Consider the following 22,889-nt stretch of genomic DNA (forward strand, 5'->3'; position numbering starts at 1 on the left):
AAAAAAGACAAAGAAACCCTTACGTTTCTTTGTCTTTTTGTCTCTTTCCCCTTTATAGGATGAGTGTTCCGCCAAGTCCCACCATCAAACATAAGGATAAAAACAGCGTATCCATAAAAGTGATTCGAAATGTCTTGGCATAAGTTCGCTTTCCTTCACCGTCGAAACCTCTTGAAAGCATTGCCGTCGCCAAAAGTTCGGACCAGCGAATGGATTTGACGAGTAAAGGAATCAACATTTTGAAAGAAAACGAATTGACTGAGATTCCTCTGGAACGCATGCTATTGCGGATGTTTTGATACTCTGCTGGAATGATCGGAGCAATTTGAAACGCAGCGAGCAGACCGTACGCAAAAACGGCAGGCAGGTGCAGCTGTTGCTGCAGCGAATAAATCAATTCATTGATCGTGGTCGTCACACTGAAAGAACTTCCCAGAATACCGAAGCAGTAGATTCGGCTCGCCATGTCAAGCCCATAGTGAATAGCTGCCGTTGAGGAGGGAGCGCCTTGATGGTCTTGATAGTAAAGGAGACCAGTGAAAAAGACCCCTACAGCTGCCAGTGTTAATGCAGAAAAGAGCAAAAGACTTTTTTTCAAGGAGCGCTCTTTTACAGTAATAACGAAGAATAGGACAGAGAGCAATAAATTCAATCTGAAATTATTTTGAAAAGAAACCACTAAGGCGAGTCCTAAAATGGCGAATAACTTGACTGTGGGATTGAGTGTACGCATCTGCGACCTCCTTTTGATAGCAATTGAAATCAATGATTTGCGAGCAAAACTGTTGCAACAATAAGACATCGTGACTAACGATCAAAACTAACGTGCCAGTGGTTGCTTTAGCAGCTAATAGCTCCATGATCTGCCAAGCTTGTGTGACATCTTGACCATATGTCGGCTCGTCTACTAGCAGTAGGTCGACCGGGCGCTGCAGTAAGGAGGCAACAGCCAAGCGCCGTTGCTGTCCTTGACTCAGTAGAAAAGGCGACTGGGCACTCTTGTTTTGCAGACGCAATTTTTCGAGTAGTTTGTCGCTCTCGGTCGGGGCGCTTCCTTGGCTAAGCTCTTGCGCAACGGTAGCTGCCAAAAATTGGTCTTGCGGATTTTGCATGATCCAACTGATGGAGCGAAAAGGTGACGGATACTTCTTGATTGGTTTACCTGCCAAAAGAATATCCCCCTTATAGGCCTGCTGCTGTAAAATAGCTTTTAAAAACGAAGACTTGCCGCTGCCGCTACGTCCAGTGATTCCAATCAGTGAGCCCTTATCAAAGGCAAGATCTGGGAAAACAATTTCATGGTTTCGGATGGGTAATCGGAAATTTTGAAATGAAAGCCGTTTTTCGTTAGAAGTCGATTTAATGTTCACAAGCGGCAGCGACTTGCGTAGGTGCTGATCAAGTTGGCGGAGCGCTGCTTGATTGATCGTTCTGAATTCCTCTTCAATCAGCAGCCACTCATCGACCCAGTTAGCGGTCTCTTTGATTTGATGATCGATCAATAAAATACCAAGAGCATTTTTGTGTTGGATTTGCTGCAGTTTTCGTATGACTTTTTGACTTGTGTCCGAATCCAAATTGGCAAAGGGTTCGTCCAAAAGCAAGTAACGACTTTTTAATATCAGACAACAAGCCAATGCGGCTAGCTGTTTTTCACCACCAGACAAGGTCGTGAAAGGTTGATCAGCAAGGTGGGTAATCTCGCAAAATGCCAAAGCTTCAGCCACTTTGTTTGGCATGTCTTTTTGGGGAATACATTGATTCTCTAAACAGAAAAGCAACTCTTCTCGAGGTGTTGCCATGCAAAATTGCATATCAGGATTTTGAAACAATAAGCTGACGGACGTGCTTCTTTCCCGGATGGAAAGCTGGTTCATCGTTTGGCCGTCAATCGTATACGTCCCTCCATCAAACCCCTTCTCATTTAGTCCCGCTAAGAGATGGAAAAGGGTGCTTTTTCCTGTTCCTGAAGCACCATAAATCCCTTTTGTTTCACCAGGGGCCAAAGACAGAGTCAATTCAAGTCGCTTTTGATCCACCAAAAAACTGCCGTTTTTTACCGACAGGCTCATGCGGTTTTCCGTTTGACGATGATCGTTTGATCTTCAGCAATGGGGTAACTGTTGAGGACCCCCATCCGTGTCAAGTGGTCACAGACGATCTTCACTAAAAAGGCTGAAAAGAATAACGAAGAAAGCAAGCGAATAAGAAAGATCGCCAACAGCAACTGCCATTGTAGGTTAATGAAATTTGACCGAATGATTCCCCAAAGAAAACTCGTGATCGTGGCGCCCACGGCTCCAGTAACTAAAGGGAACCACCCGTAGCGTCGGTAGCGGCCTAATGCAAAGCCGGCTTCTGTTCCGATCCCCTGTACAAAACCGCTAATAAAAATGATAGGTCCATAAAAATTTCCCATAAACACTTCTAAAAGAGCCGCAATCATTTCAGTGATCGTAGCTGCTCCCGGCTTACGTAGCACATATCCGGCAAAAGCTGCCGCCATGAACCAAACACCAAAGATAAACTCATTGGCTAAGACAGATAATCCAAAGGGCGTTAGAAGCGTACCTAACAACAATCCGAAATGGACAGCCCCAAGATAGATCACGCCAAAAATCAACGAAGCAATTCCTACCATGATGACATCTTTCAAAGCCCACTTAGTCATGTGGCATCGCCTCCTTTTTTGAAGGGCTATTGACCGAAACAGTCGCTTCCAGAACATAGTGGGGGAGATGGTCATGGGCATAGGCTAATGCGGCTTCAAAATACGCAAAGAGTTGGCTTGCTGATCCGGTCAGCATCGTCACATAGTGAGCGGAACGAGGGCTCAAGCCATGAGTCTCTGCCAGCTGGACGATCGTGGCGATTTCTTCCATATAATGATTTTCGCCAAATACGTAAAACGAATATTTGCAATCAACCAAAAAGTCACCATTCGCAAGGTTCTTTCCTTTATTGGGTTGCGCCTGTTCGCCATTCAAGAATGTGTCACCCGCAGTGTCTCCGGGACAGCCTTTGGAAAAAGTAAACTCACCCACGAGGTGTGTCTTTGATTCGTAGGCGTTGATAAATAGCGCCTCTGCTGCGTCTATGACACTAGGCGCTTCCCCTCGAAAAAGGGTACTGAACAGATCGGTCTGCTGCCAAACAGCGCTCGTATTCGTTTTTTCGATACTTGTTAAAATTTGTTGCGCGAAATGGTCTTTCATTGGGTACAAGCTAACTCGGCACCCCGTGATATCGATCCCATCTGCCGCACAGGCGATTGGTTCATTTGTCATTTTTCTCTTCTCCTCTCGATGGTTTTTCTGTCTACAAAAAAAGCGTTCCTCCTTTTTCTATCCACACGTAGACAGAAAAAATGGGAACGCGAAAAATCATGCGCTGCCACTTCCCTACGTTGGTACTAACCAAATCAGGTTCTAAGGGACCAGACATACGTCTATCTCAGCATAAAGCGCCCCTAGTGGATAATCTTGTATTCAATTACCCCTCGAGTGTAGCACAGGAGGCGACAAAGGACAATAGATAGCAATTTTCGTCATTTGCCGATTGTTGCCGAATCAACCGATCCATTCAGTAAGTTAATAATGATATCAGCAGTGGTACATATGAAAGTTTTTACATATAAAAAAACATCTTGAAAAGCTGTTGACAAGGGGTAAATAGTTGTGTAAAGTAGAAAACCGATGGTAAAACGTAAACGTTACGTTTTGTTTTTGTAAATCGTAATTGATTTATCAGTGTTTTGCCGAGGAAAAGGAAATATGGAAAAATAAAAAGGAGTGTATTTTGAAAATGAAGAAGTTTTTTAAAATAACGATGTTATCAACAGTAGCCCTAGCTTTGGCGGCCTGTGGACAAGGAGGCTCTGATGCAACTGAACAATCAGGCAACGCTGCTTCTGATAATGAACAAATCCAGGTCATGGCTACGTTTTATCCGATGTATGATTTTACTCGTCAAGTTGTAGGGGATGAAGGGGAGGTTGAATTATTGATGCCCGCGGGCACTGATTCCCACGATTATGAACCTTCTGCAAAAGATATGGCAAAGATCCAAGATGCGGATGTTTTCGTCTACAACAACGAGAACATGGAAATGTGGGTTCCTTCGATTGAAGCCACGTTAAATGACGGGGATGTGACAGTGGTTAAAGCCACAGAAGGAATGGTCCTGTTACCCGGTGACGATGACCACGACCACGATCATGACCACGACGATGATGGTCATTCTCATGAATTAGATCCCCATGTCTGGTTAGCCCCAAGCTTAGCCATGAAACAAGTAGAGGCGATCCGTGACCAGCTGAGTGAGGCTTATCCAGCGAAAGCGACAGCCTTTGCTGAAAATGCTGCAAATTATTTAGCACAGTTACAAGATCTTCATGAATCGTATGAAGAAGCATTTAGCAATCCGGCGCAAAATCATTTTGTAACGCAGCACGCCGCTTTTGGTTATTTAGCTTTAGAATACGGATTGACCCAAGTTCCGATCTCCGGTCTTTCACCAAGTGAAGAGCCTTCCGCTTCACGGATCGCAGAACTAAAAGAGTTCGTTCAAGAAACAGGCATTCAGACGATCTATTTTGAAGAAAATGCCAAAGACAGCATTGCCCGGACGTTAGCGTCAGAAGCAGGAGTCGAACTGGCTGTTTTGAATCCATTAGAAGGCTTGACCCAAGAGCAGATGGATAACGGGGAAGACTACATTTCAATTATGGAGCAAAACCGCGATGCCTTGAGAAAAACCACCGATGTAGCAAATGACAAAGAAATGGCTGAAGCCGAAAAAGAAAAAACAGTTTATAACGGCTACTTTGAGGATGCCGATGTACAAGACCGTCCTTTATCTGACTGGGCAGGAGACTGGCAATCCGTTTACCCATTTTTACAAGACGGAACATTGGATCAAGTGTTTGATTATAAAGCAAAAATGGACAAGAAAATGACGGCTGACGAATACAAAGAGTATTATACGACAGGGTATCAAACGGATGTTGCTCAGATCAAGATCACAGACAATACAATGACATTTATTTTTGATGATGGTACAGAGAAAGAAGCTAAGTATGTGTATACTGGCAAAGAGGTTTTGAACTACTCAGCTGGTAATCGTGGCGTACGCTTCTTATTTGAAAGCACCGATGAAGATGCGGCGTTCAAATATATCCAATTTAGCGACCATATGATCGCACCAGGTGCTTCACATCATTTCCATATCTACTTTGGCAACGAGAGTCATGAAGCGTTACTAGAGGAAATGGAGCATTGGCCGACCTATTACCCAACGGGGATGAGCGGATTAGAAATTGCACAGGAAATGCTCTCCCATTAAAAAAAAGATTGACAATCCTCGCTCTTTTCGTCAAAGTAAACTTGATAGGAAGGAGCGAGATTTTTTTGGAAAAAACATTGAAGAAATTAGCGAAAGTGATTGACCGGATGATGGATCACGTTGATTTGTATGGCGGACCCAGTGTGGTTAGTGACGACGATCTTGAGCATTACTTAGATCCTGTTTTTTACTTGATCTTTTGCGCGGAAACAGATGGCGGCATGACCAAACTAAAAGACAAAGTCTTTGTTGAATGGGTATATACTGAAATGCTGCCTCAAGAAGTACCGTACAGTCTAAATTTTCTTCCGTTTGCCAAAACAGCCATTGAAGACTTTTATTACTGCATGTATAAAGAAAAGCATATTACCAAATCGCAATACCTAGAAATTGCCTTTGTATTGGCTGAAAAACAACCTATCTTTTTCGCTCGGATGTCCAAACCACAGTTTTGGTCAGCTGAAAAGAAAGAAGCGATGTTAGCAATGATTAAAGATACCGATCCCGAAGAACATGATCTATTGCCCGTTGATGACCCACGGATTGCTGCAATCTCGCCAAAAATCGTCCCATTTCCAACAAAACATACGGCCTTTGATGACGCAGCAGATACGCCGGTCGCCTATCAGGTCCGTATTGATTTAGAAGGATACCGTCCGCCAATTTGGCGTCGTTTGATTATTCCTGCAGGGCTGACCTATGAACAGCTACATATTTTGATCCAGATTGCCTTTGAGTGGATGAATCAACATTTGTATTTGTTTATTGCCGGCTCGAAATCGATCGGCTTAGGCAATTCCGTTCCAACGGATGCGTCCGCTATTGACCAAGATTTTCAGTATTGTAAGTCCATGACCTATATTTATGATATGGGGGCAGATTGGACACATAAGATCAAGATTGAAAAAGTGTTGACAGCAGAGGATCATCCGAATCCGGTCGTCCCGGTTTGTATCAAAGCTGTGGGCGATGTCCCGATCGAAGATGCCTTTGATGATGATATCCGTGAACCACTGGATCGTGAGATCATCAATGAAGTTTTACTCGATTATTGGGAAACAGGAGAATATGTTTAACTAGTAGTTAGGAAATTGTCCGTAATTTTACAAGAATCAAACAGCACAACCACCAGGCCGTAACGGTTCTGGTGGTTTTTTAGTGGTTTCCTATCAAAGGCGCTTTTTGATATACTCTGTCATCGGTTTGGTGTAGGACGAGAAGTCTGTTGGTTGCGCATGTACCTCATTGATCCGATTTGCTAGAAGATAACCGATGTAAGGTCCCGTCGTTAAACCGGAAGAACCTAGCCCGCTGGCGGCGAACAAATTCGTTTCATCAGGCACTTCCCCAAAGAAAGGCGCAAAATCAGAGGTATAAGCGCGTGTGCCGACTCGCATAGTCATTGGGGCAGCAAAGAGTGCTTCGGGGGCTTCAAGAAAAGCACCGATTCCTGTCATCAATTGCTGTTGAGCTGCTTCAGTAGGTGTCAAATCCCAACCAGCATCATTTTCATGAGTAGCGCCTAATAAAATTTGACCATTAGAGAAGGGAATCAAGTCGCCTTCGCCTTCTAGCATGGCGACCGGCCAACTGTTTGTCGGCAGGTTGGTGGCAAAAGAGAGCAACTGGCCTTTTTGCGGACGGATATCAACCTGATACCCTAAAGGTGATAACAAGTCTAGTAATCCCGGTCCAGCTGTCAGGCAAAGAATCTCGGTCTCAAGAAAGTGATCCTTGGTTTTGATTTGCCAATGGTGGCCGTTTCTGACGATCTCAGCTTTTTCTTCAATAAAAGTCACTTGCTGCTGCTGAGCGTTTGCTTTTAAGTGGGCAAGATAAGCCTGACCATCTAAGCGGCCACCGCCTGTGATTCGTAAAGAGGGCATTTCTTTTAGTAATGGCAATACCTCTTTGGTTTGTGAGCCCGTCAGTAAGTCGATTTCGCCGATTCCTGGTGCCGCCTTACGTCGATTTTCAGCTAATTCTGCCAGTTCTTGAAGCGCCTTTTCTGGTCGCACTACCAAAGTGCCACATGGGGCATAGATGGATTCATCTAAAGCAAAATCCCGTACCAATTTCGGGAAGAAAGCGGCTCCCTCTTGTGCTAACTGGTACCATTTTTTATTGCGGCGTTTGGATAGCCAAGGGGAAATGATGCCAGCGCTGGCAGATGTTGCTTGACCGATGAGGGAATCAATGACAGTCACGTCAAATTTGGTTTTATCAAGATAATTGGCGAGGGTCAAACCGATGATCCCACCGCCGATAATCATAACTTTTTTCATAGTAGAAGACTCCTTTGTTTGATTTCATTGAAAAGCGAATAAAAATCGAAAGTTCTCTTAATGCCGTTTTCTTTGCGTACTTAATTGCGTATAATAAGGAAATGGAAAAGAGGGTATTATGCAAACTATTCAAACAGTCTTAAAAGAACATTTTGGCTATTCACAGTTTCGTGAAGGTCAAGAGACGATTATTCAATCTATTTTAACACAACAAAATGTTTTGGGAATCATGCCCACAGGTGGAGGGAAATCCATTTGTTATCAATTGCCAGCGCTCTTGCTGGATGGAGTGACCTTGGTCATCTCCCCTTTGATTTCATTAATGAAAGACCAAGTAGATAGCCTCGTTGATATGGGGATCCCAGCAGCGTATATCAATTCTTCCTTGACAGGAGCACAGATCAATCAACGCTTGCAAGAAGCACGCCAAGGGCGAATCAAACTGCTTTATGTTTCGCCAGAACGCTTAGACTCAGAATCTTTCCGCTACTCATTGCGGCAGATGCCGATCGCTTTATTGGCCGTTGATGAAGCCCACTGTATTTCCCAATGGGGACATGATTTTCGCCCGAGCTATCTGCGACTCGCCGAAACGATCGAAAACTGGGAGCAGAAGCCAACGATCGTTGCCCTTACCGCGACAGCTACACCCAAAGTTGCCGAAGACATCGAAAACTTACTTTCAATTCCGGCAGAAAATCAAGTCAAAACCGGGTTTGCTCGGGAAAATTTGGCTTTTCAAGTCGTCAAGGATCAAAAAGATACCTACATCACAACGTATTTGAAAATGAACCAAGGACAATCAGGTATCATTTACGCCAGTACCCGCAAGGAAGTGGAACGGATCTATCACCTGTTGAAACATGAACGCGTGTCCGTCGGGTATTACCATGGCGGACTTTCAGAAGAAGAGCGCTCATTTTTCCAAGAAGAATTTCTTTATGACCGCCTGCAAGTGATGGTAGCGACCAATGCATTCGGGATGGGAATCAACAAAAGCAATGTCCGTTTCGTGATCCATGCCCAGATACCTGGAAATTTGGAGTCTTATTATCAGGAAGCCGGGCGTGCCGGACGAGACGGCGAACCCAGTGATGCGATCTTACTTTATGCTCCACAAGACATGCAGATTCAGCAATTCTTTATCGATCAATCCGAATCAGATATTCTTTATCGCCAAAACGAATACTTGAAATTGCGGGAGATGAGCCAATACGGACATACCCAACTGTGCTTACAGCGCTATATTTTGCGTTATTTTGGAGAAGATGGTTCCGATTGCGGTCGTTGCAGCAATTGCCTTGATGAAAGAGAACAAGTGGATATCACAGTGGATACACAAAAAGTGTTGTCATGTGTGAAACGAATGGGCGAACGCTTCGGGAAAGCCTTGGTGGGGAAAGTGCTAACGGGCTCTGGCGACCAAAAAGTCAAACAGTGGGGCTTTGAAAAGTTACCAACTTATGGATTAATGAAAGATTGGTCTCAAAAGGAAGTCAATCAGCTGATCGATTATTTAACAGCATCAGGGTATCTTTTGCCGTCAGAAGGGCAATACCCTTTGTTAAGTGTGACCAATGCGGGGATTGATGTGTTGCTTGGAAAAGCAAAAGTTTATAGAAAACAAACCAAAGTCAAACAGTTAGTGGTTGATGATGAACTGTTCGATCAACTGCGCACCTTACGATTGAATCTCGCACAAGAACAAAATTTGCCGCCGTATGTCGTTTTTTCTGATAAAACACTGCGAGAATTGGCGGAAGTTCAGCCAAAAACGCCGATCGATTTTTTACAGATCAAAGGGGTTGGCCAAAACAAATTGGATAAGTATGGCGATGCCTTTTTAGCATTGCTTTCTGAATACGAAAAGACGGAAAGTGACTAAAATAGACCATTTTCTCTACGATAAGACAAAAAAACAGCAGGAAGGGACGAAAAATCAGTGATTACGATTCGACCGGCAATAGCTGCAGATCAAGCGTTTTGGTTTTCTTTGGATACTCACTTACCAAAGGAAGTCTTCGCCAAAAAGATAATGGAAAAAACTGCTTATGTGATAGTTGCAGACGAACAGCCAGTAGGGTTACTGCGCTACAATTTTTTCTGGGACACGATTCCTTTTTGTACCATGTTAGTGATCGCAGAAGCGCATCAAGGCAAGGGACTTGGGAAACGGTTGGTTACTTATTGGGAACAACAGCAAAAAGCAGCCGGCCATGCTCTTTGTTTGACTTCCACGCAAGTCGACGAGCAAGCACAGCATTTCTATCGCAACCTTGGTTACCAAGATGCCGGTGGGTTACTTTTGACAAGTCCTGGATTTGAACAGCCGATGGAATTATTTCTTATCAAACAGTTGTGATGTTTTTGCTAGCTTGTGGTACATTGATAGGAGAATGAGAAAATAGGAGCGTTTACTATGTCTTTTTTTGGAAAAATCGATTTCAATGAGTTATCAGAGACCGATCGTGCGATTTATCATTATATGTCGAGCCAAAGTGATAAGATTCCCTATATGCGGGTTCGTGAGATCGCGCTTGAATCCCACACCTCAGCTTCTTCTGTTATGCGCTTTATCCGTAAATTAGGGTATGAGAGCTTTACAGAATTTCGTACCCAGTTCAAAGCACCTGAGTTAGATGCTGTCAGTTTTTTTAGCAGTATGACCGTTTTGGATCCGGAACGCTTCCCGCGAGACATCGAAGGAAAAATCCGGCGAATCGCTGAACGAATGCTGGAATGTGAGAATATTATTTTTTATGGCATCGGTGCGTCAGGTTCAATGTGTGAATATGCTGCCCGCCGTTTTGCCACAATCGGATTTAACAGTTATGCTTTGGTGGATAATACCTATCCAATCTTTGCGAAGCTGAAACATACGTCAGACAATATGATCGTGGTCCTTTCAATCACCGGAACGACCACCGAGATCATTGAAGTGGTCAATGGCTTTCGTAATAATCCTGACTTCACCACTGTAGCAATCACCAGTGACGCCAACAGCACACTGGGGCGAATGTCCGATTATGTCTTAGACTATTCAGTTGATGTGAAACGCATCAACAAGTATGAAGATTTGACGACGCAAATTCCTTGCCTTTTCTTAGTCGAAGCGTTGTCGGAGACGGTTCGTCAGTTTTCTTTATCCGCAGGGGAATAAGCTACATTTTTCCTTTAATAAATGAAAAAAACAAACAGGTTTAATGGATCAAGAGACTTTTCTTTTGATGACTTTTGGACCTGTTTGTTTTTTTGCATTTTAGCAAGCTAATTACGGTTCAGTCTTGTTGATAGAAAATGAGAGGGACGCCTGACATGAAGCGTCGATTCAAGGTGTCGAGGATTAAAGGAATAACGTAATCTAAGATCATTGAGCTTTTTGTTGTATAAAAGGGAGATGGCAAGTTTCTAAAATAGTTGCAACAATAACATATGAATGAAACGTATGTTTTTTTTAACTTCATGCAGGATATTCATCGATCGAGGAATATCGTGAATTTTATTCTAAGTAGAACATCGATATAATTAGTATGACATGTTTGAAAACCATGGTTTTTGAGATATCAAGTACGACTACGATCAAGATAGAATGAATTCCATATAAACAGTACTATTTAGGCTTTTGTAAAGAGATTGGCTTTAATAAAATAACACGTCTCAAAAACGATCGTTTTCGAAATGAACAACTCACAAGGAGGAGGGAGAATGGATATCAACGGTGCATCTATTAGAGGAAGGGCTTTGAAAGTATGTTTGGTCTTATTGTTCGCTTTCGGGTTTACAAGAACGAGTTTTGGCGAGGAGAGACGTTCAACGGAAACGGAGGGGACAGTGGGGTTTACCGGGATTTATGAGCCTTTGGATCAACCAGAACCATCTCCACCAACCGGTCCTGTTCCGCGTCCACCGCAAGACACGGGTAAACCCGGCGGGCAGCTGCCCCAGACAAACTTCATTCAACGGTTGGATTGGGTGATTCTTGGAAGTCTCTTGCTGATCACCGCACTTAACATATACGTAGTAAAACAACTTATCAAAAAAGGGAAATCAACATTCCCTAAGTGGGGCTAGATCCCATGGGGAAAATAAGAGAAATGACATTTAGGAGTGAATGCGATGAACTCATTTTTTCGCAAAAAAAATAAGTGGTTGCTGGTTCTACTTGCCTTACTCCCACTGATTACAACATTAACAATCATGAATGCCGAGACGATTTTTTCGTGGACACCAGAGGAAGAACACGAGGAGAAGGCCGACGATGAAGTGAGTGGAGAAATCTCCTTTGCGGAGGAACTGATCCAAGGCGAGGTCGAGCACGTAATAGATTTTATTTTCTACTCAGAAGTTGCCCTCGAAACGGTGGACATCGCGTTGCCTCAGGAAATAATCATTGATCAGGAAGCTTTGAACGATGAACTGACGGTGGTAGCAACAGACCACGAAGGTGTGTGGCAGCTGAACAGCGAGACCCCACAAACGACTTTTGTCTTACCGATTCTTGTGGATACGATCGGAGAATATGAGATCATCGTTGCCGAGACTGCTACGCAGCGCCTGCTGATCTTAGATCATACGGAGGCCGAAGACACTGATTCGACTGAAGAAGAGAATGACTCTGCGGAAGCAGATCAAGCTGCGGATGCGGAAGCGAGAGAGCCAGAAGCTGATGATAGAAGTGGACAGATGGTCGAAGTGACAATTAACAAAAACAATTTTAGAGAACACTTTGATGTCCAAGGCACTGCTACTTACAATGATGAAACTGGGCTATTAGTACTAACAGAAGATATATCTAGGTCAGTCGGTTATGTTACGTTAAAAGACAGAATTAGTCTGGATCAGCCATTTACGCTTAAAGGTAAAGCCAATATTGGGTCTAAACCACTTGGCGCAGATGGAATGGCATTTGGCTTTCACAATTCTGAGACCTATAGGATAGGTTATGATGGCAATGCGTTTGGAATCGGAGGTTTGAGGGATGCGTTCGCTTTTAAGCTAGACAATAACTATAATGATAGCCGTGGTTCTTTTGGCGAGGATGGTTTTATCGTTGAGAGGGATCCTATAGCTGTCAATGGAGCGCCCTTTGCTGGCTTTATTTATCATAGGACACCATTATTACTGGAAACATATATGGAAGGTGATGCTCCAGCAGCAACTACGGGTGCTAGAAACGGAGCAGATGATCCGATCCTGATTGAATATCAGCCAAATAATGAAGGTCGCTGGTTTAAAGTTACTTATAGAGATATGATATGGGAACGTGACATCAGTGATTGGCAGCCATCAGATATTTCTGCAATGGCATTTATTATATCTGGTAGTACTGGTGCGAGAAGTGATCGCCATACCTTTTATTTTGAAGAGATGAATTATTACATTGGTACCGGAACCGTCCATGTGGATTATCGAGATCGAGAGACAGGGGAGGATATTCTACCAACTGAAACATTAGAACTACCATTACGTTTCCTTCATACCCTTGACCCCAAGAACCGAGAGAGCGATGAACCCTATCAGTTAGGGTATGACTATTACGGGGTTGAGTATGTCACAGAACACTTTGACCCAGGTACATTTGCTATTATGCCGCAGCCTTTCCATCAGAATGTTACTTTTTTATTTGATCGCGTGCCATCGAACATCAAGATCAATCACATAGATGAAGAAGGGGTAGCATTGAGGGAACCAACCTATCAAGGAGAATTCGTAAATGAATCGGTTGATATCTTGCCTTTGACAATTCCTTATTATCAATATCTTTACGAGCGGGACGGTCAGCCGCTGGAAACAAGAGTCACCCGAGATGAACAAGAATACTGGCTGGTTTATGGTTTGGAAAGTACTCCGCAACCAGTAGACCCTCTTGATCCGGATACGCAAGTAAATCCTGAGAATCCGCCTGAGATTGATGCAGAACAAGGGTTTGTCAGCTTGGATTTTGTTTCCCAATTCCAGTTTGGGACAGTTGGCATTCGGTCAGAAACGACGACCTACGATGCCCTGCCGCAAAAACTCCTTCAGCCGGCTGATCCAAATGATAATCTACGGCCTAATTATGTGCAGGTTTCAGATCGGAGGCGGGAAAATTCTGGATGGACCCTCCGTGCAACCTTACGAGAGCCTTTTGAAAGTGATGAAGGGCATCAACTGACTGGTGCTAGAATTTTATTAGACAATATCGATGTAGTAACGACTCGAGAAAACGTGTCTGAGCCACCTACTCATAAACAGCAAGCAGCACTGACTGTTGGAAATGCGGAGATAATCGCACAAACAGGTGCCAACCAAGGCAGAGGCACTTGGGTCCAGCGCTTTGGCGATCGAGAAACAATGGATCAAAGTGTCAAACTTGAGGTACCAATTAGTGCGACTCCTCAAGCCACGAGATATTCAGCAACCATTCTTTGGGAACTTTCATTTGTTCCTTAACAATAAACAAAAAGAAGCTGCAGCGAATTGCAGCTTCTTTTTGTTAGAATCGGAGAAGACACAATGTCGGATGTATCAGGGGATTTGGTGTTATCCATTATTTATGGTACACCTTGTACCATGATGAAGATTTTTCCTTTTTGCCATGAGTTGCACCAAAGTATGAAGATCGTCTTTTTTTGAAAACGTTTTTAATTATACTGAATGAAAGGAATCGGCAACATGTTGCTTCTGCTAAGAAGGAGCAAATGCCGCAAGTTCGATAAGCAAAAGAAGAGAGCCTAATGATTGGAGAGAATAGTAGTGGAAACCGTAAAACTAAAAGAACTGATTGACCAAATGACTGTAGCTGAAAAAGTGGGCCAGTTGGTCCAATTGACGCCAGATTTTTTTGCGCAAGGAGGAGAAATCACCGGTCCGATGCAACAATGGCACATGAGTGAAGACCAATTATTTTCGATTGGTTCTGTGTTGGGCACTCATACTGCGGAACAAGTGTATGCCATCCAAACGTCTTATCTTGAGAAAAGTCGCTTAAAGATTCCTCTTGTTTTTATGGCAGATGTTATCCATGGGTATGAAACGATTTTCCCAATTCCACTGGCATTAGCATCTTCCTTTGATGCGCAGTTAGTGGAAGAGGTTGCTAAAGCTTCAGCAAAAGAAGCGGCAGAAGCTGGTGTCCATGTCACGTTTTCACCGATGGCGGATCATGTTAAAGACGCGCGCTGGGGGAGGGTCTTGGAAAGTAATGGGGAAGATCCGACCTTATCTGCGGTGTTGACGGCTGCTTATGTACGAGGGTATCAAGGAACTGCTTCCCTTGCAGAAAATAAACAGCGAATTGCTGCTTGTGTCAAACACTTTATCGGCTATGGCGCTGCAGAAGGCGGCCGGGATTACCATACTGTCGATTTGTCTGATCTGGAGCTCTACCAAAATTATCTGCCCGCGTTTCAGGCGGCGATTGAAGCTGGTGCAGAATTGGTCATGACTTCTTTTAATACGATCCATGGTGTGCCGGCCACAGCCAATCAACCATTGTTGCAGGAAGTATTGCGAGAAAAGCTTGGGTTTGATGGCTTGATCATCTCAGATTGGGCAGCGGTGGCGGAATTGATGGCGCATCGTGTAGCTGCTGATCGAAAGGAAGCCGCACAGAAAGCTTTTACTGCAGGTGTCGAAATGGATATGATGAGTGATTGCTATTTGAACGCACTAGAGCAAATCATTCAGGCAGATCCTGCTATGAAAGAGCAGTTGAATAAGGCGGTTTTTCATGTGCTACATTTAAAGAACAAGCTAGGCCTTTTTGAAGACCCTTATAGAGGGTTAGCACCGGAAAACTTAACGCCTAGACTCCTAAAGGAAACCCGTCTTCTTTCAAGAGAAGCAGCAAAGCAAACAACGGTTCTTCTGAAAAACCAAGCACTGTTGCCTTTGCAGAAAAAACAAAAGGTCGCGCTGATCGGTCCCAAAGCAGATTCAAAGGATCTTTTGGGGGCTTGGTCGTGGATCGGCAAACCAGAGGCTGCGGTCTCCTTAGCGGAAGGTCTTTCTCAAAAAGAAATTGACTTAACTGTCTTATCGTACCCTGATGGGGAAATGTTGACGAGCGCCTTTCTTGATGAGGCGTGTAAAGTCGCTAAAGGAGCTGAGGTCGTTTTATTGGCTCTGGGGGAAACCAGCGAGGAAGCGGGAGAAGCGGCAAGTCTGACCAAACTTTCTTTATCAAGAAATCAAGAAGCATTGATTGAAGCAGTAAGTCAGGTCAATCCTAGGATCGCAACGATTCTTTTCTGTGGCAGACCACTGGTTTTGACCGCCATCGAGCCTCTTTGTCAAGCAATCATGATTGCCTGGTTCCCTGGATCAGAAGGCGGTAATGCATTGGCAGATTTGTTGATGGGCGAATCTGAACCGCAAGGACGTTTAGCTATGAGTTTTCCAAGGGCAGAAGGACAGTTGCCGTTGACTTATGCTCAACTCTCTACAGGTCGGCCACTGACAGAAGAGAATAGTGATCAAAAATATATTTCGCGCTATATGGATGAAAAAAATGAGCCGTTGTTTTCTTTTGGCTCGGGGATAGGCTATAGTAAATGCACGATTACCCACACCCAAATCATTATTCCTCAGGAAAAGGGTGCGCCATTTGAGATCAGTTGCACACTGAAAAATGAGGGCGATGTGCCGCATACAACGACATTGCAACTCTATAGCAGAGACGATGTTACGGAAGTAGCACGACCGATGAGGGAATTGAAACAATGGCAAAAAATCCATCTTGCTGCAGCCGAAGAAAGGCAGCATTCATTCTATGTTACACCAGAGGATTTTGCTTACGTTCATTCTGATTTCTCGACAAAAAGTGATCTTGGTACGATTTCCTTATACCTTGGCTTTGCTGCTGCCTCAGCGAAGTTGATTGGTACGCTCACGATTTAAAAGCCTTTCGAGGCTTTTTTTTTCGGGTACAACTTGTACCAAAGTGGCACAGGTTTCAAGGTGCTGGTACATGCGCCAACTAGTCCTAGAACCATTGTGGGTGAAAACGTTTTTATATATAGTTGGTTTATCGGATGGCCAACCTTAGAGTGGTCGTTGATTTTTTCAGCAAAATAAAAACGTTTTTATTTTTGGGAAGAATCCTTCAGGAGGGGAGAATCATTTGACAAATCGAATCACGATTCGGGAAGTGGCAAAGGAGGCAAACGTGTCGATTGCGACCGTGTCTAAAGCATTAAACGGTGTCGATGTTGTTCGGCCCGCAACGAAAGAACGTGTGATGGCTGCCGCGCAGCGGTTGCATTATGTCCCAAATTTGATGGGCAAACAATTAAAAAACACGAAAACCAAGATGCTTGGTTTTTACACCACCAGCATTAAGGGCCCCTACTTTAGCGTACTAGTTGAAGCCATTGCCAGAGAGGCAGAAAAACATGGGTATGCAGTCAACGTGTTTTTATCTGCAGATAAGCGCGTTGTCCTCAATAGTATTTTAGGTGGTGTTGTTGATGGCATTATTGGATTTGAAGATTTTTTAACGAAGCAGGATTTGGCTGCGATGGAACGAGAACAAATCAAAGCCGTCTTTATCGATCGAAACATTCAAGAGAAGAACTTCGGCAGTGTAGTCTTTGATTCTTTCGAAAAAGGGAAAGCAGCCACCGAGTATCTTTTGTCACTTGGCCACAAAAAAATTGCCTTTATCAGTGGTATTACTGGTGTTTATGATAGTGATGAGCGTTTAAGAGGGTATTTAGAAGCATTAAACGAGGCAGGGGTTTCTAAACGGTCGGACTATCAATTGCAGGGGTTCTTTGAAGAAGAACGAACGAGAGTCCGCGTGCAACAGTTTTTGCTAGAGCAGAAAGATTTACCCACAGCGTTTCTGGCGGGAAATGATCTTAGTGCGATAGGAACGGTCAAGGCGATCCATGAGACCAAGTGGCGGGTGCCGGATGATTTCAGCGTAATTGGCTTTGATGGCATCGATCTCTTGGACTATTTCATGCCTCGGTTGACGACTGTGAAAAATCCAATCCAATTGCAAGGGGTCACGGCAGTATACCACTTGATCGAAATGATTGAGGAAAATGCATGTGGTGTCTCCTACGTTTTACCAGGAGAATTGAGTATTAAGCAATCGACAAAACAAGTAAATGAATAATGAGGGTGAAGCAATGTTTATTGGAATTGATGTTGGAGGAACGGCTATCAAATATGGTGTGATTTTGAGAACGGGTGAAATTGTGAAGAAAGGACAGATGCCAACCATTCATGAAAAAGAAAAATTTTTGCAATCCATCACAGCATTGATCGAATCGCTGCAGCAAGATGCAGTGATCGAAGGTGTCGGTATTAGCGCACCGGGCATCATCCAAAAAGATGGCACGATGATCACGGCAGGATCAATCAAACCGCTTTATGGAATCAACCTAAAGTTGGAATTAGAGAAACGTGTCAAGCTGCCAGTCCTTGTTGAAAATGATGCCAATGCTGCAGCGATTGCTGAAAAATGGCTTGGGCATGCACAGGCTTGTGAGAACTATCTTTGTCTTGTTGTGGGAACTGGTATTGGTGGCGGGATCATCGTCAACAATCAGCTCTATCGAGGCAGTCATGGCATGGCAGGTGAATTTGGGTGGATGCTGATCGACACATTGCCTGAACAGGGAAATCTAGAGTCAGTTTCCTTGAATCAACGAGCAGCCATCGTGGGTGGTCTTTGCCATCAGTATCAACTGGCACTTCAGCAACAAGGGCGAAGTGATCTGCCTCAAGATGCAGTCGAGATCTTCCAGAGAGGAGAACAAGGAGAAGTAGTAGCGAACCAAGTGATTGCTCAATTTTTCCAAGATTTATCAGTGGGCTTACTGAATTTGATCAGTACATTTGATCCCGAGCTGATTTTGGTTGGTGGTGGGGTCAGTGAAAATGATGGTTTCATGACAAGGCTTGAAGAGACCATGAGCCAGCTAAAAGCTCGCCATGAAAGTATTGGTTATTTAGAAGGTCGCACGATTGCACCGATTCAACGAGCAAAATTAAAAAATGATGCTGGTATGATTGGTGCGGTCTATCAATTGATGAACCAATAAAGGAAAGCATGTATTTCCTTTGGGTGAAAAAGTAAGCGTTTTAGAAAGGGTGGAAAAATGGAATCAAAAGGTGTCATACTAAAAGCAACCCCACAGAAAAGGTCATTTTTGCAAAAACTAAAAAGCCAAAGCTTTTATCAAGCGATGGTTTGGCCAGGTATTATCTTGATGATTATTTTTAATTTTATCCCATTGTATGGGATCGTTATCGCGTTTAAAGATTACTCAGTTCTTGATTCGATCGCAAATGCGGAGTGGGTCGGTACTCAATATTTTCAAGAATTTTTTAGTGATTCAATGTTTTGGACGGTGATGAGTAATACATTGGGCATCAGCTTTTTTAAACTACTGATTGGCTTTCCAGCGGCGATTGGTTTAGCGGTATTGATCAATGAAATCGTTCATGTGCGCTTGAAGAAGGTCGTTCAAACGGTGTCTTATTTGCCGCACTTTCTTTCTTGGGTCATCTTAGGTGGCATGTTTATTACGTGGTTGTCTGATACCGGTCTGGTCAATAATTTACTGTTAGGTTTTGGGTTGATCGATGAACCGATCCGCTTCTTGACCGATCCCGAAAAATATTGGGCGATTGCAGTCATTTCCGATATTTGGAAAGAAGTTGGATGGAATACGATTTTATACATCGCTGCTATGACGGGGATCAATCCAGCTCTTTATGAAGCAGCTAGAATGGATGGCGCCACGAAGTTCCAGCAGATCACGCGGATCACGATTCCTTCGATCCGTCATATTATCGCCTTGACATTTGTTTTGTCAGTGGGTGGGTTATTGGGTTCAAACCTCGATCAGACACTCGTCTTACAAAACCCTGTCAATTATCAGTCCAGTGAAGTCATTAATTCATTTGTCTATAAAATGGGGATCCAACAAGGAGACTTCTCCTATGCGACCGCCGTTGGCCTGTTTGTGTCGGTTGTTTCTTTGATCCTCGTAGTAGGAAGTCATCTTTTGACCAAAAAAATCAGTGATGAATCAGTCTTTTAGAGGAGGAAAAGTATGAAACAAACATTTTCAAAAGATGAGAAGATCTTCAATACCGCCAATGTGATTTTCATGGTATTCTTTTTAGCCATCATTGCGTTGCCATTATGGAATATCGTCGCTTTGTCGTTCAATGATGCAACCGATGCCGCAAGAGGGGGAATCTATTTCTGGCCACGGGAATTTTCACTAGAAAGTTACTACACCGTTTTTGAAGATTCTGCGATCTATAAAGCTTTTGTTATCTCAGTTGCAAAAACAGTGATTGGCGTTGTTTTGCATACGGCATTAACGGCGATGGTCGCCTATGGGATGAGTCGCAGAAACTTAATGGGACGGAAAATCTACATGAACATGGGGATTTTAACGATGTTCGTTTCCGGAGGAATGATCCCAACCTTTCTCTTATTCAAAGAATTAGGATTGTTAAATAATTTTTGGGTTTACATCATTCCTGTCTTATTTTCTTTTTACGATATGGTGATTTTGATGAATTTTTTCCGGAGCATTCCATTTTCGCTGGAAGAATCTGCCATGATGGATGGCGCCAATCCTTTTATTATTTTCGTGAAAATCATTTTGCCATTGTCCCTTCCAGTTTTGGCAACCATTGCATTATTCCACGGCGTCTTTCAGTGGAACGACTACATGACCGCCAATATCTATGTGGATGATCGTAGTTTATATCCTTTACAAATGCTACTATTTCGGATCGTTTCGGAAAATCTATCGCCCGCAGTGGCGACCGGAACCAATGTTGTCAGAAATACAACTTCACAGTCATTGCAATTAGCAACCATGGTGGTAACGACGGTTCCTGTCGTCGTGATCTACCCATTTTTACAAAAGTACTTTATTCAAGGGATGACTCTTGGATCAGTAAAAGAATAGACAAAAGGAGAGAAAAAAATGAAAGCAAGCAAATTATTTTTAGGGATCGGTCTCGTATGTACATCAGTCATGGTATTAGGTGCCTGTGGTAATTCCAGCAGCGAGTCAAAAGGAGCTGCTGAGGTAGAAGATCTGCCAGAAGCTCGCTTTGAAGCAGACAAAGATACACCAAGCTGGCAAAAAGACACCGACCATGAAGCTACCTTAAAATGGTATGTCAATTTTGATTGGTATGCTCAGCCGGGGTGGGGCAAAGACACTGTGACGCGAAAAATCAAAGAAGACATGAATATCAATGTCGAATTTATTTCAGGGAATGACGAGAACCTTAATACGATGCTAGCTGGTGGCGATCTTCCAGATATCATGACCTTCGATAAAAACCTGTCTGCTGCAAATGAAGCGACAAAATTTGCCTTGCCATTGAATCTTTTGGCAGAAAAATATGACCCTTACTTCTTAGAACATGCAGCGAAACCGGAATCTGTTCAATGGTTTACTTTAGAAGATGGCAACATTTATGGATACCCGAGCTTTTCCACGACTGCACAAGATTATGAGGACGGCAATGTAGTGGGAGACCAAGTTTTCATTGTCCGCAAAGATATTTACGAAGCGTTAGGTGAACCCGATATGTCGACGCCAGAAGGATTTTTAGATGCGTTAAAACGGGCAAAAGAAGCATTTCCGACAGCAGATGATGGTGCAGCTCTAGTCCCATTTGCTTCGACTGCACTAGATATTTCCAATGGTGGGGATGGCGCCTATGGTGGTACTTTGCAAGACTTTCTCAGTATCGCACCAAGTGTAGACGGTCAATTCAATGATCGTGACGCTGATGAGGAGTACATCACTTGGATCGAGACATTTAGAAAAGCGTACAATGAGGGATACATCAACAATGACCAGTTTTCAGACAATGACAACACGATGAAGGAAAAACTAGGACAAGGGCGTTATTTTGCTTACCTGCATACGAATACGAAGGGACTCAATGAGTTTATGTCCGATAATAATGCCCGTAATCCTGAGCAAACCTATATTGCCGTCGATGGTCCGAAAAATTCGAATGGCGATGATTCCACTTTTACTGGCGGAAATATTGGTGGATGGACACAAACCTTCATCACGACGTCGACAAAAGAACCCCAAAAAGCCATGGAACTTTTGACGTATTTAGCAAGTGAGTATGGCACGATGGTCACTACCTTTGGTATCGAAGGGGAAACATACAATCTTGTGGATGGCGTGGTTGAGTACTCAGAAGAAACAGAAGCGTTACGAAATTCTGATATTGCTCGCTTTGATAAGGAAATTGGTTTAGGTTCTTATTGGTTTGTTGGCAATGACAATTACGCCATTCAAATGGGACAAAAACCAGCAACATCGATTCGGCAGATGGTGGAATGGTCGCAAGACAAATTGGCGCCGCGTTTTGAGATCGAAGACATTGATCCTCGCACCGGTTCTGAAGCAAGAAACCTCACTTCCATCAACACAGCAAGAGTGCAAGCTTTAGTCAACTTTATTCAGGCAGACTCGGAAGAAACGGGACGTCAGATTTGGGAAGATTACTTACAAGAACGAGAAAATAATGGTTGGTCAGCAATCGTTGATTATCGAAATGAGAAAATCGCTGAAAATATTGAAAAATTAAACTAAAGGTGTGTGAGTGTGATGTTTGCTTTAGAGAGTCGTTTTTATCGTCTTTGCGAAATCGTTTTTCGTATGCTGGTATTGAATCTCTTGTTTTTAGTGGTATCGTTTCCGATCATCACGTTTCCAGCCGCTTTGCGAGCAGTGGTCGATGCTTACGAACATCCTGAAGCAAAACTGCTAAAACCCTTTTTGAAAAATAGCAAAAGCGCGTTATTGAAGACTCTGCCACTAGGGCTCTTCAATCTCTTCTCATTTTTATGCGGACTCAGCTTGTGGCGTTCTGCTACTTTGACGAATTCATTGTTTTTCTCTTTTTTGACCATCATTTTTCTTACTTTTTTGTTTTCCTACAACATTAACCTGTATGTGATGCAATCAAAAATGCAAGATCGGCAAAACTTGTTTGACCTTTTTCGTAGTAGTTTTTTCTTTACGATGATGCACTACCATAAAGGGATCGGAATCTTAGTCCTAGCAGCGATCGGCTATTTCTTCACATGGCAATCAGCACCAGGTATCTTCTATCTGTTTTGTCTGTCTGGGCCCTTGTATTTCTATCAAAAAGTGTTGCATCTAAAAAGAGTGGATCAATCTTGATTCACTCTTTTTTTGTTGCTTGTAATCGCCACTAGCAAGGAAGTAGACAGGATGAAACACATTCCAATCTTTGAAA

Annotated in this window: 19 protein-coding genes and 1 riboswitch; of the genes, 14 read left to right on the top strand and 5 right to left on the bottom strand. The window is 43.4% G+C overall.

Annotated features, from left to right (window positions below; genetic code table 11):
* Positions 1-52: 52 nt before the first annotated feature.
* The 4 genes from IGI86_RS06485 to IGI86_RS06500 are packed head-to-tail and all read right to left on the bottom strand — an operon-like array spanning position 53 to position 3,287.
* The gene (locus tag IGI86_RS06485; RefSeq protein WP_086299561.1) at positions 53-733 is read right to left on the bottom strand and encodes an energy-coupling factor transporter transmembrane component T; all 681 of its coding nucleotides are present in this window, start codon (positions 731-733) and stop codon (positions 53-55) included.
* On the bottom strand, positions 660-2,072 hold the full coding sequence (locus IGI86_RS06490) for an ABC transporter ATP-binding protein (RefSeq protein ID WP_008381568.1): 1,413 nt from the start codon (positions 2,070-2,072) through the stop codon (positions 660-662). The genes IGI86_RS06485 and IGI86_RS06490 overlap by 74 nt, the downstream gene beginning before the upstream one ends.
* On the bottom strand, positions 2,069-2,671 hold the full coding sequence (locus tag IGI86_RS06495) for an ECF transporter S component (RefSeq protein WP_430617818.1): 603 nt from the start codon (positions 2,669-2,671) through the stop codon (positions 2,069-2,071). The genes IGI86_RS06490 and IGI86_RS06495 overlap by 4 nt, the downstream gene beginning before the upstream one ends.
* Positions 2,664-3,287: a YkoF family thiamine/hydroxymethylpyrimidine-binding protein gene (locus tag IGI86_RS06500; protein WP_005236559.1), complete on the bottom strand. Its 624-nt coding sequence runs from the start codon at positions 3,285-3,287 to the stop codon at positions 2,664-2,666. The genes IGI86_RS06495 and IGI86_RS06500 overlap by 8 nt, the downstream gene beginning before the upstream one ends.
* Before the next feature lie 94 nt (positions 3,288-3,381).
* Positions 3,382-3,481, bottom strand: a riboswitch (TPP riboswitch).
* Between the two features lie 323 nt (positions 3,482-3,804).
* Between IGI86_RS06500 and IGI86_RS06505 the strand changes: the two genes are divergently transcribed.
* Together IGI86_RS06505 and IGI86_RS06510 are read left to right on the top strand one after the other, a co-directional pair.
* A complete protein-coding gene (locus IGI86_RS06505) occupies positions 3,805-5,343 on the top strand; it encodes a metal ABC transporter solute-binding protein, Zn/Mn family (protein WP_430617819.1) in 1,539 nt (512 codons plus the stop codon).
* Positions 5,344-5,408: 65 nt separating this feature from the next.
* On the top strand, positions 5,409-6,419 hold the full coding sequence (locus IGI86_RS06510) for a plasmid pRiA4b ORF-3 family protein (RefSeq protein ID WP_008381564.1): 1,011 nt from the start codon (positions 5,409-5,411) through the stop codon (positions 6,417-6,419).
* Positions 6,420-6,512: 93 nt separating this feature from the next.
* Here the strand turns inward: IGI86_RS06510 and IGI86_RS06515 are convergent, their stop codons facing one another.
* Positions 6,513-7,628 carry an NAD(P)/FAD-dependent oxidoreductase gene (locus IGI86_RS06515; RefSeq protein WP_430617820.1) on the bottom strand — a complete coding sequence of 372 codons (1,116 nt, stop codon included), beginning with the start codon at positions 7,626-7,628 and terminating at the stop codon, positions 6,513-6,515.
* 118 nt (positions 7,629-7,746) lie between these two features.
* Here IGI86_RS06515 and recQ point away from each other — a divergent pair, with 118 nt between their 5' ends.
* The 12 genes from recQ (at position 7,747) to IGI86_RS06575 (ending at position 22,813) form a co-directional block, all read left to right on the top strand.
* On the top strand, positions 7,747-9,513 hold the full coding sequence (recQ, locus tag IGI86_RS06520; RefSeq protein ID WP_061053985.1) for a DNA helicase RecQ: 1,767 nt from the start codon (positions 7,747-7,749) through the stop codon (positions 9,511-9,513).
* A gap of 57 nt (positions 9,514-9,570) precedes the next feature.
* Positions 9,571-9,990, top strand: coding sequence for a GNAT family N-acetyltransferase (locus tag IGI86_RS06525; protein ID WP_005236549.1), 420 nt, complete (start codon positions 9,571-9,573; stop codon positions 9,988-9,990).
* A 57-nt stretch (positions 9,991-10,047) separates the two neighbouring features.
* Positions 10,048-10,788 carry a MurR/RpiR family transcriptional regulator gene (locus IGI86_RS06530; RefSeq protein WP_005236546.1) on the top strand — a complete coding sequence of 247 codons (741 nt, stop codon included), beginning with the start codon at positions 10,048-10,050 and terminating at the stop codon, positions 10,786-10,788.
* Positions 10,789-11,333: 545 nt separating this feature from the next.
* Positions 11,334-11,699 carry a hypothetical protein gene (locus IGI86_RS06535; RefSeq protein WP_008381556.1) on the top strand — a complete coding sequence of 122 codons (366 nt, stop codon included), beginning with the start codon at positions 11,334-11,336 and terminating at the stop codon, positions 11,697-11,699.
* A gap of 45 nt (positions 11,700-11,744) precedes the next feature.
* Complete coding sequence (locus IGI86_RS06540) at positions 11,745-14,060, top strand: WxL domain-containing protein (RefSeq protein ID WP_430617821.1); 2,316 nt, start codon at positions 11,745-11,747, stop codon at positions 14,058-14,060.
* A 303-nt stretch (positions 14,061-14,363) separates the two neighbouring features.
* Complete coding sequence (locus IGI86_RS06545; protein WP_430617822.1) at positions 14,364-16,508, top strand: glycoside hydrolase family 3 N-terminal domain-containing protein; 2,145 nt, start codon at positions 14,364-14,366, stop codon at positions 16,506-16,508.
* A gap of 223 nt (positions 16,509-16,731) precedes the next feature.
* The gene (locus IGI86_RS06550; protein ID WP_430617823.1) at positions 16,732-17,733 is read left to right on the top strand and encodes a LacI family DNA-binding transcriptional regulator; all 1,002 of its coding nucleotides are present in this window, start codon (positions 16,732-16,734) and stop codon (positions 17,731-17,733) included.
* A gap of 13 nt (positions 17,734-17,746) precedes the next feature.
* The gene (locus IGI86_RS06555) at positions 17,747-18,664 is read left to right on the top strand and encodes an ROK family protein (RefSeq protein ID WP_176273492.1); all 918 of its coding nucleotides are present in this window, start codon (positions 17,747-17,749) and stop codon (positions 18,662-18,664) included.
* A gap of 57 nt (positions 18,665-18,721) precedes the next feature.
* Complete coding sequence (locus IGI86_RS06560; protein ID WP_086317229.1) at positions 18,722-19,669, top strand: ABC transporter permease; 948 nt, start codon at positions 18,722-18,724, stop codon at positions 19,667-19,669.
* 12 nt (positions 19,670-19,681) lie between these two features.
* Positions 19,682-20,557, top strand: coding sequence for a carbohydrate ABC transporter permease (locus IGI86_RS06565; RefSeq protein ID WP_005236529.1), 876 nt, complete (start codon positions 19,682-19,684; stop codon positions 20,555-20,557).
* Between the two features lie 18 nt (positions 20,558-20,575).
* Positions 20,576-22,219: an ABC transporter gene (locus IGI86_RS06570; protein WP_430617824.1), complete on the top strand. Its 1,644-nt coding sequence runs from the start codon at positions 20,576-20,578 to the stop codon at positions 22,217-22,219.
* Positions 22,220-22,234: 15 nt separating this feature from the next.
* On the top strand, positions 22,235-22,813 hold the full coding sequence (locus tag IGI86_RS06575) for a hypothetical protein (RefSeq protein WP_430617825.1): 579 nt from the start codon (positions 22,235-22,237) through the stop codon (positions 22,811-22,813).
* Positions 22,814-22,889: the final 76 nt, after the last annotated feature.

Source organism: Enterococcus sp. AZ188 (assembly GCF_050544075.1).
Classification (GTDB): Bacteria; Bacillota; Bacilli; order Lactobacillales; family Enterococcaceae; genus Enterococcus_D; species Enterococcus_D entomosocium.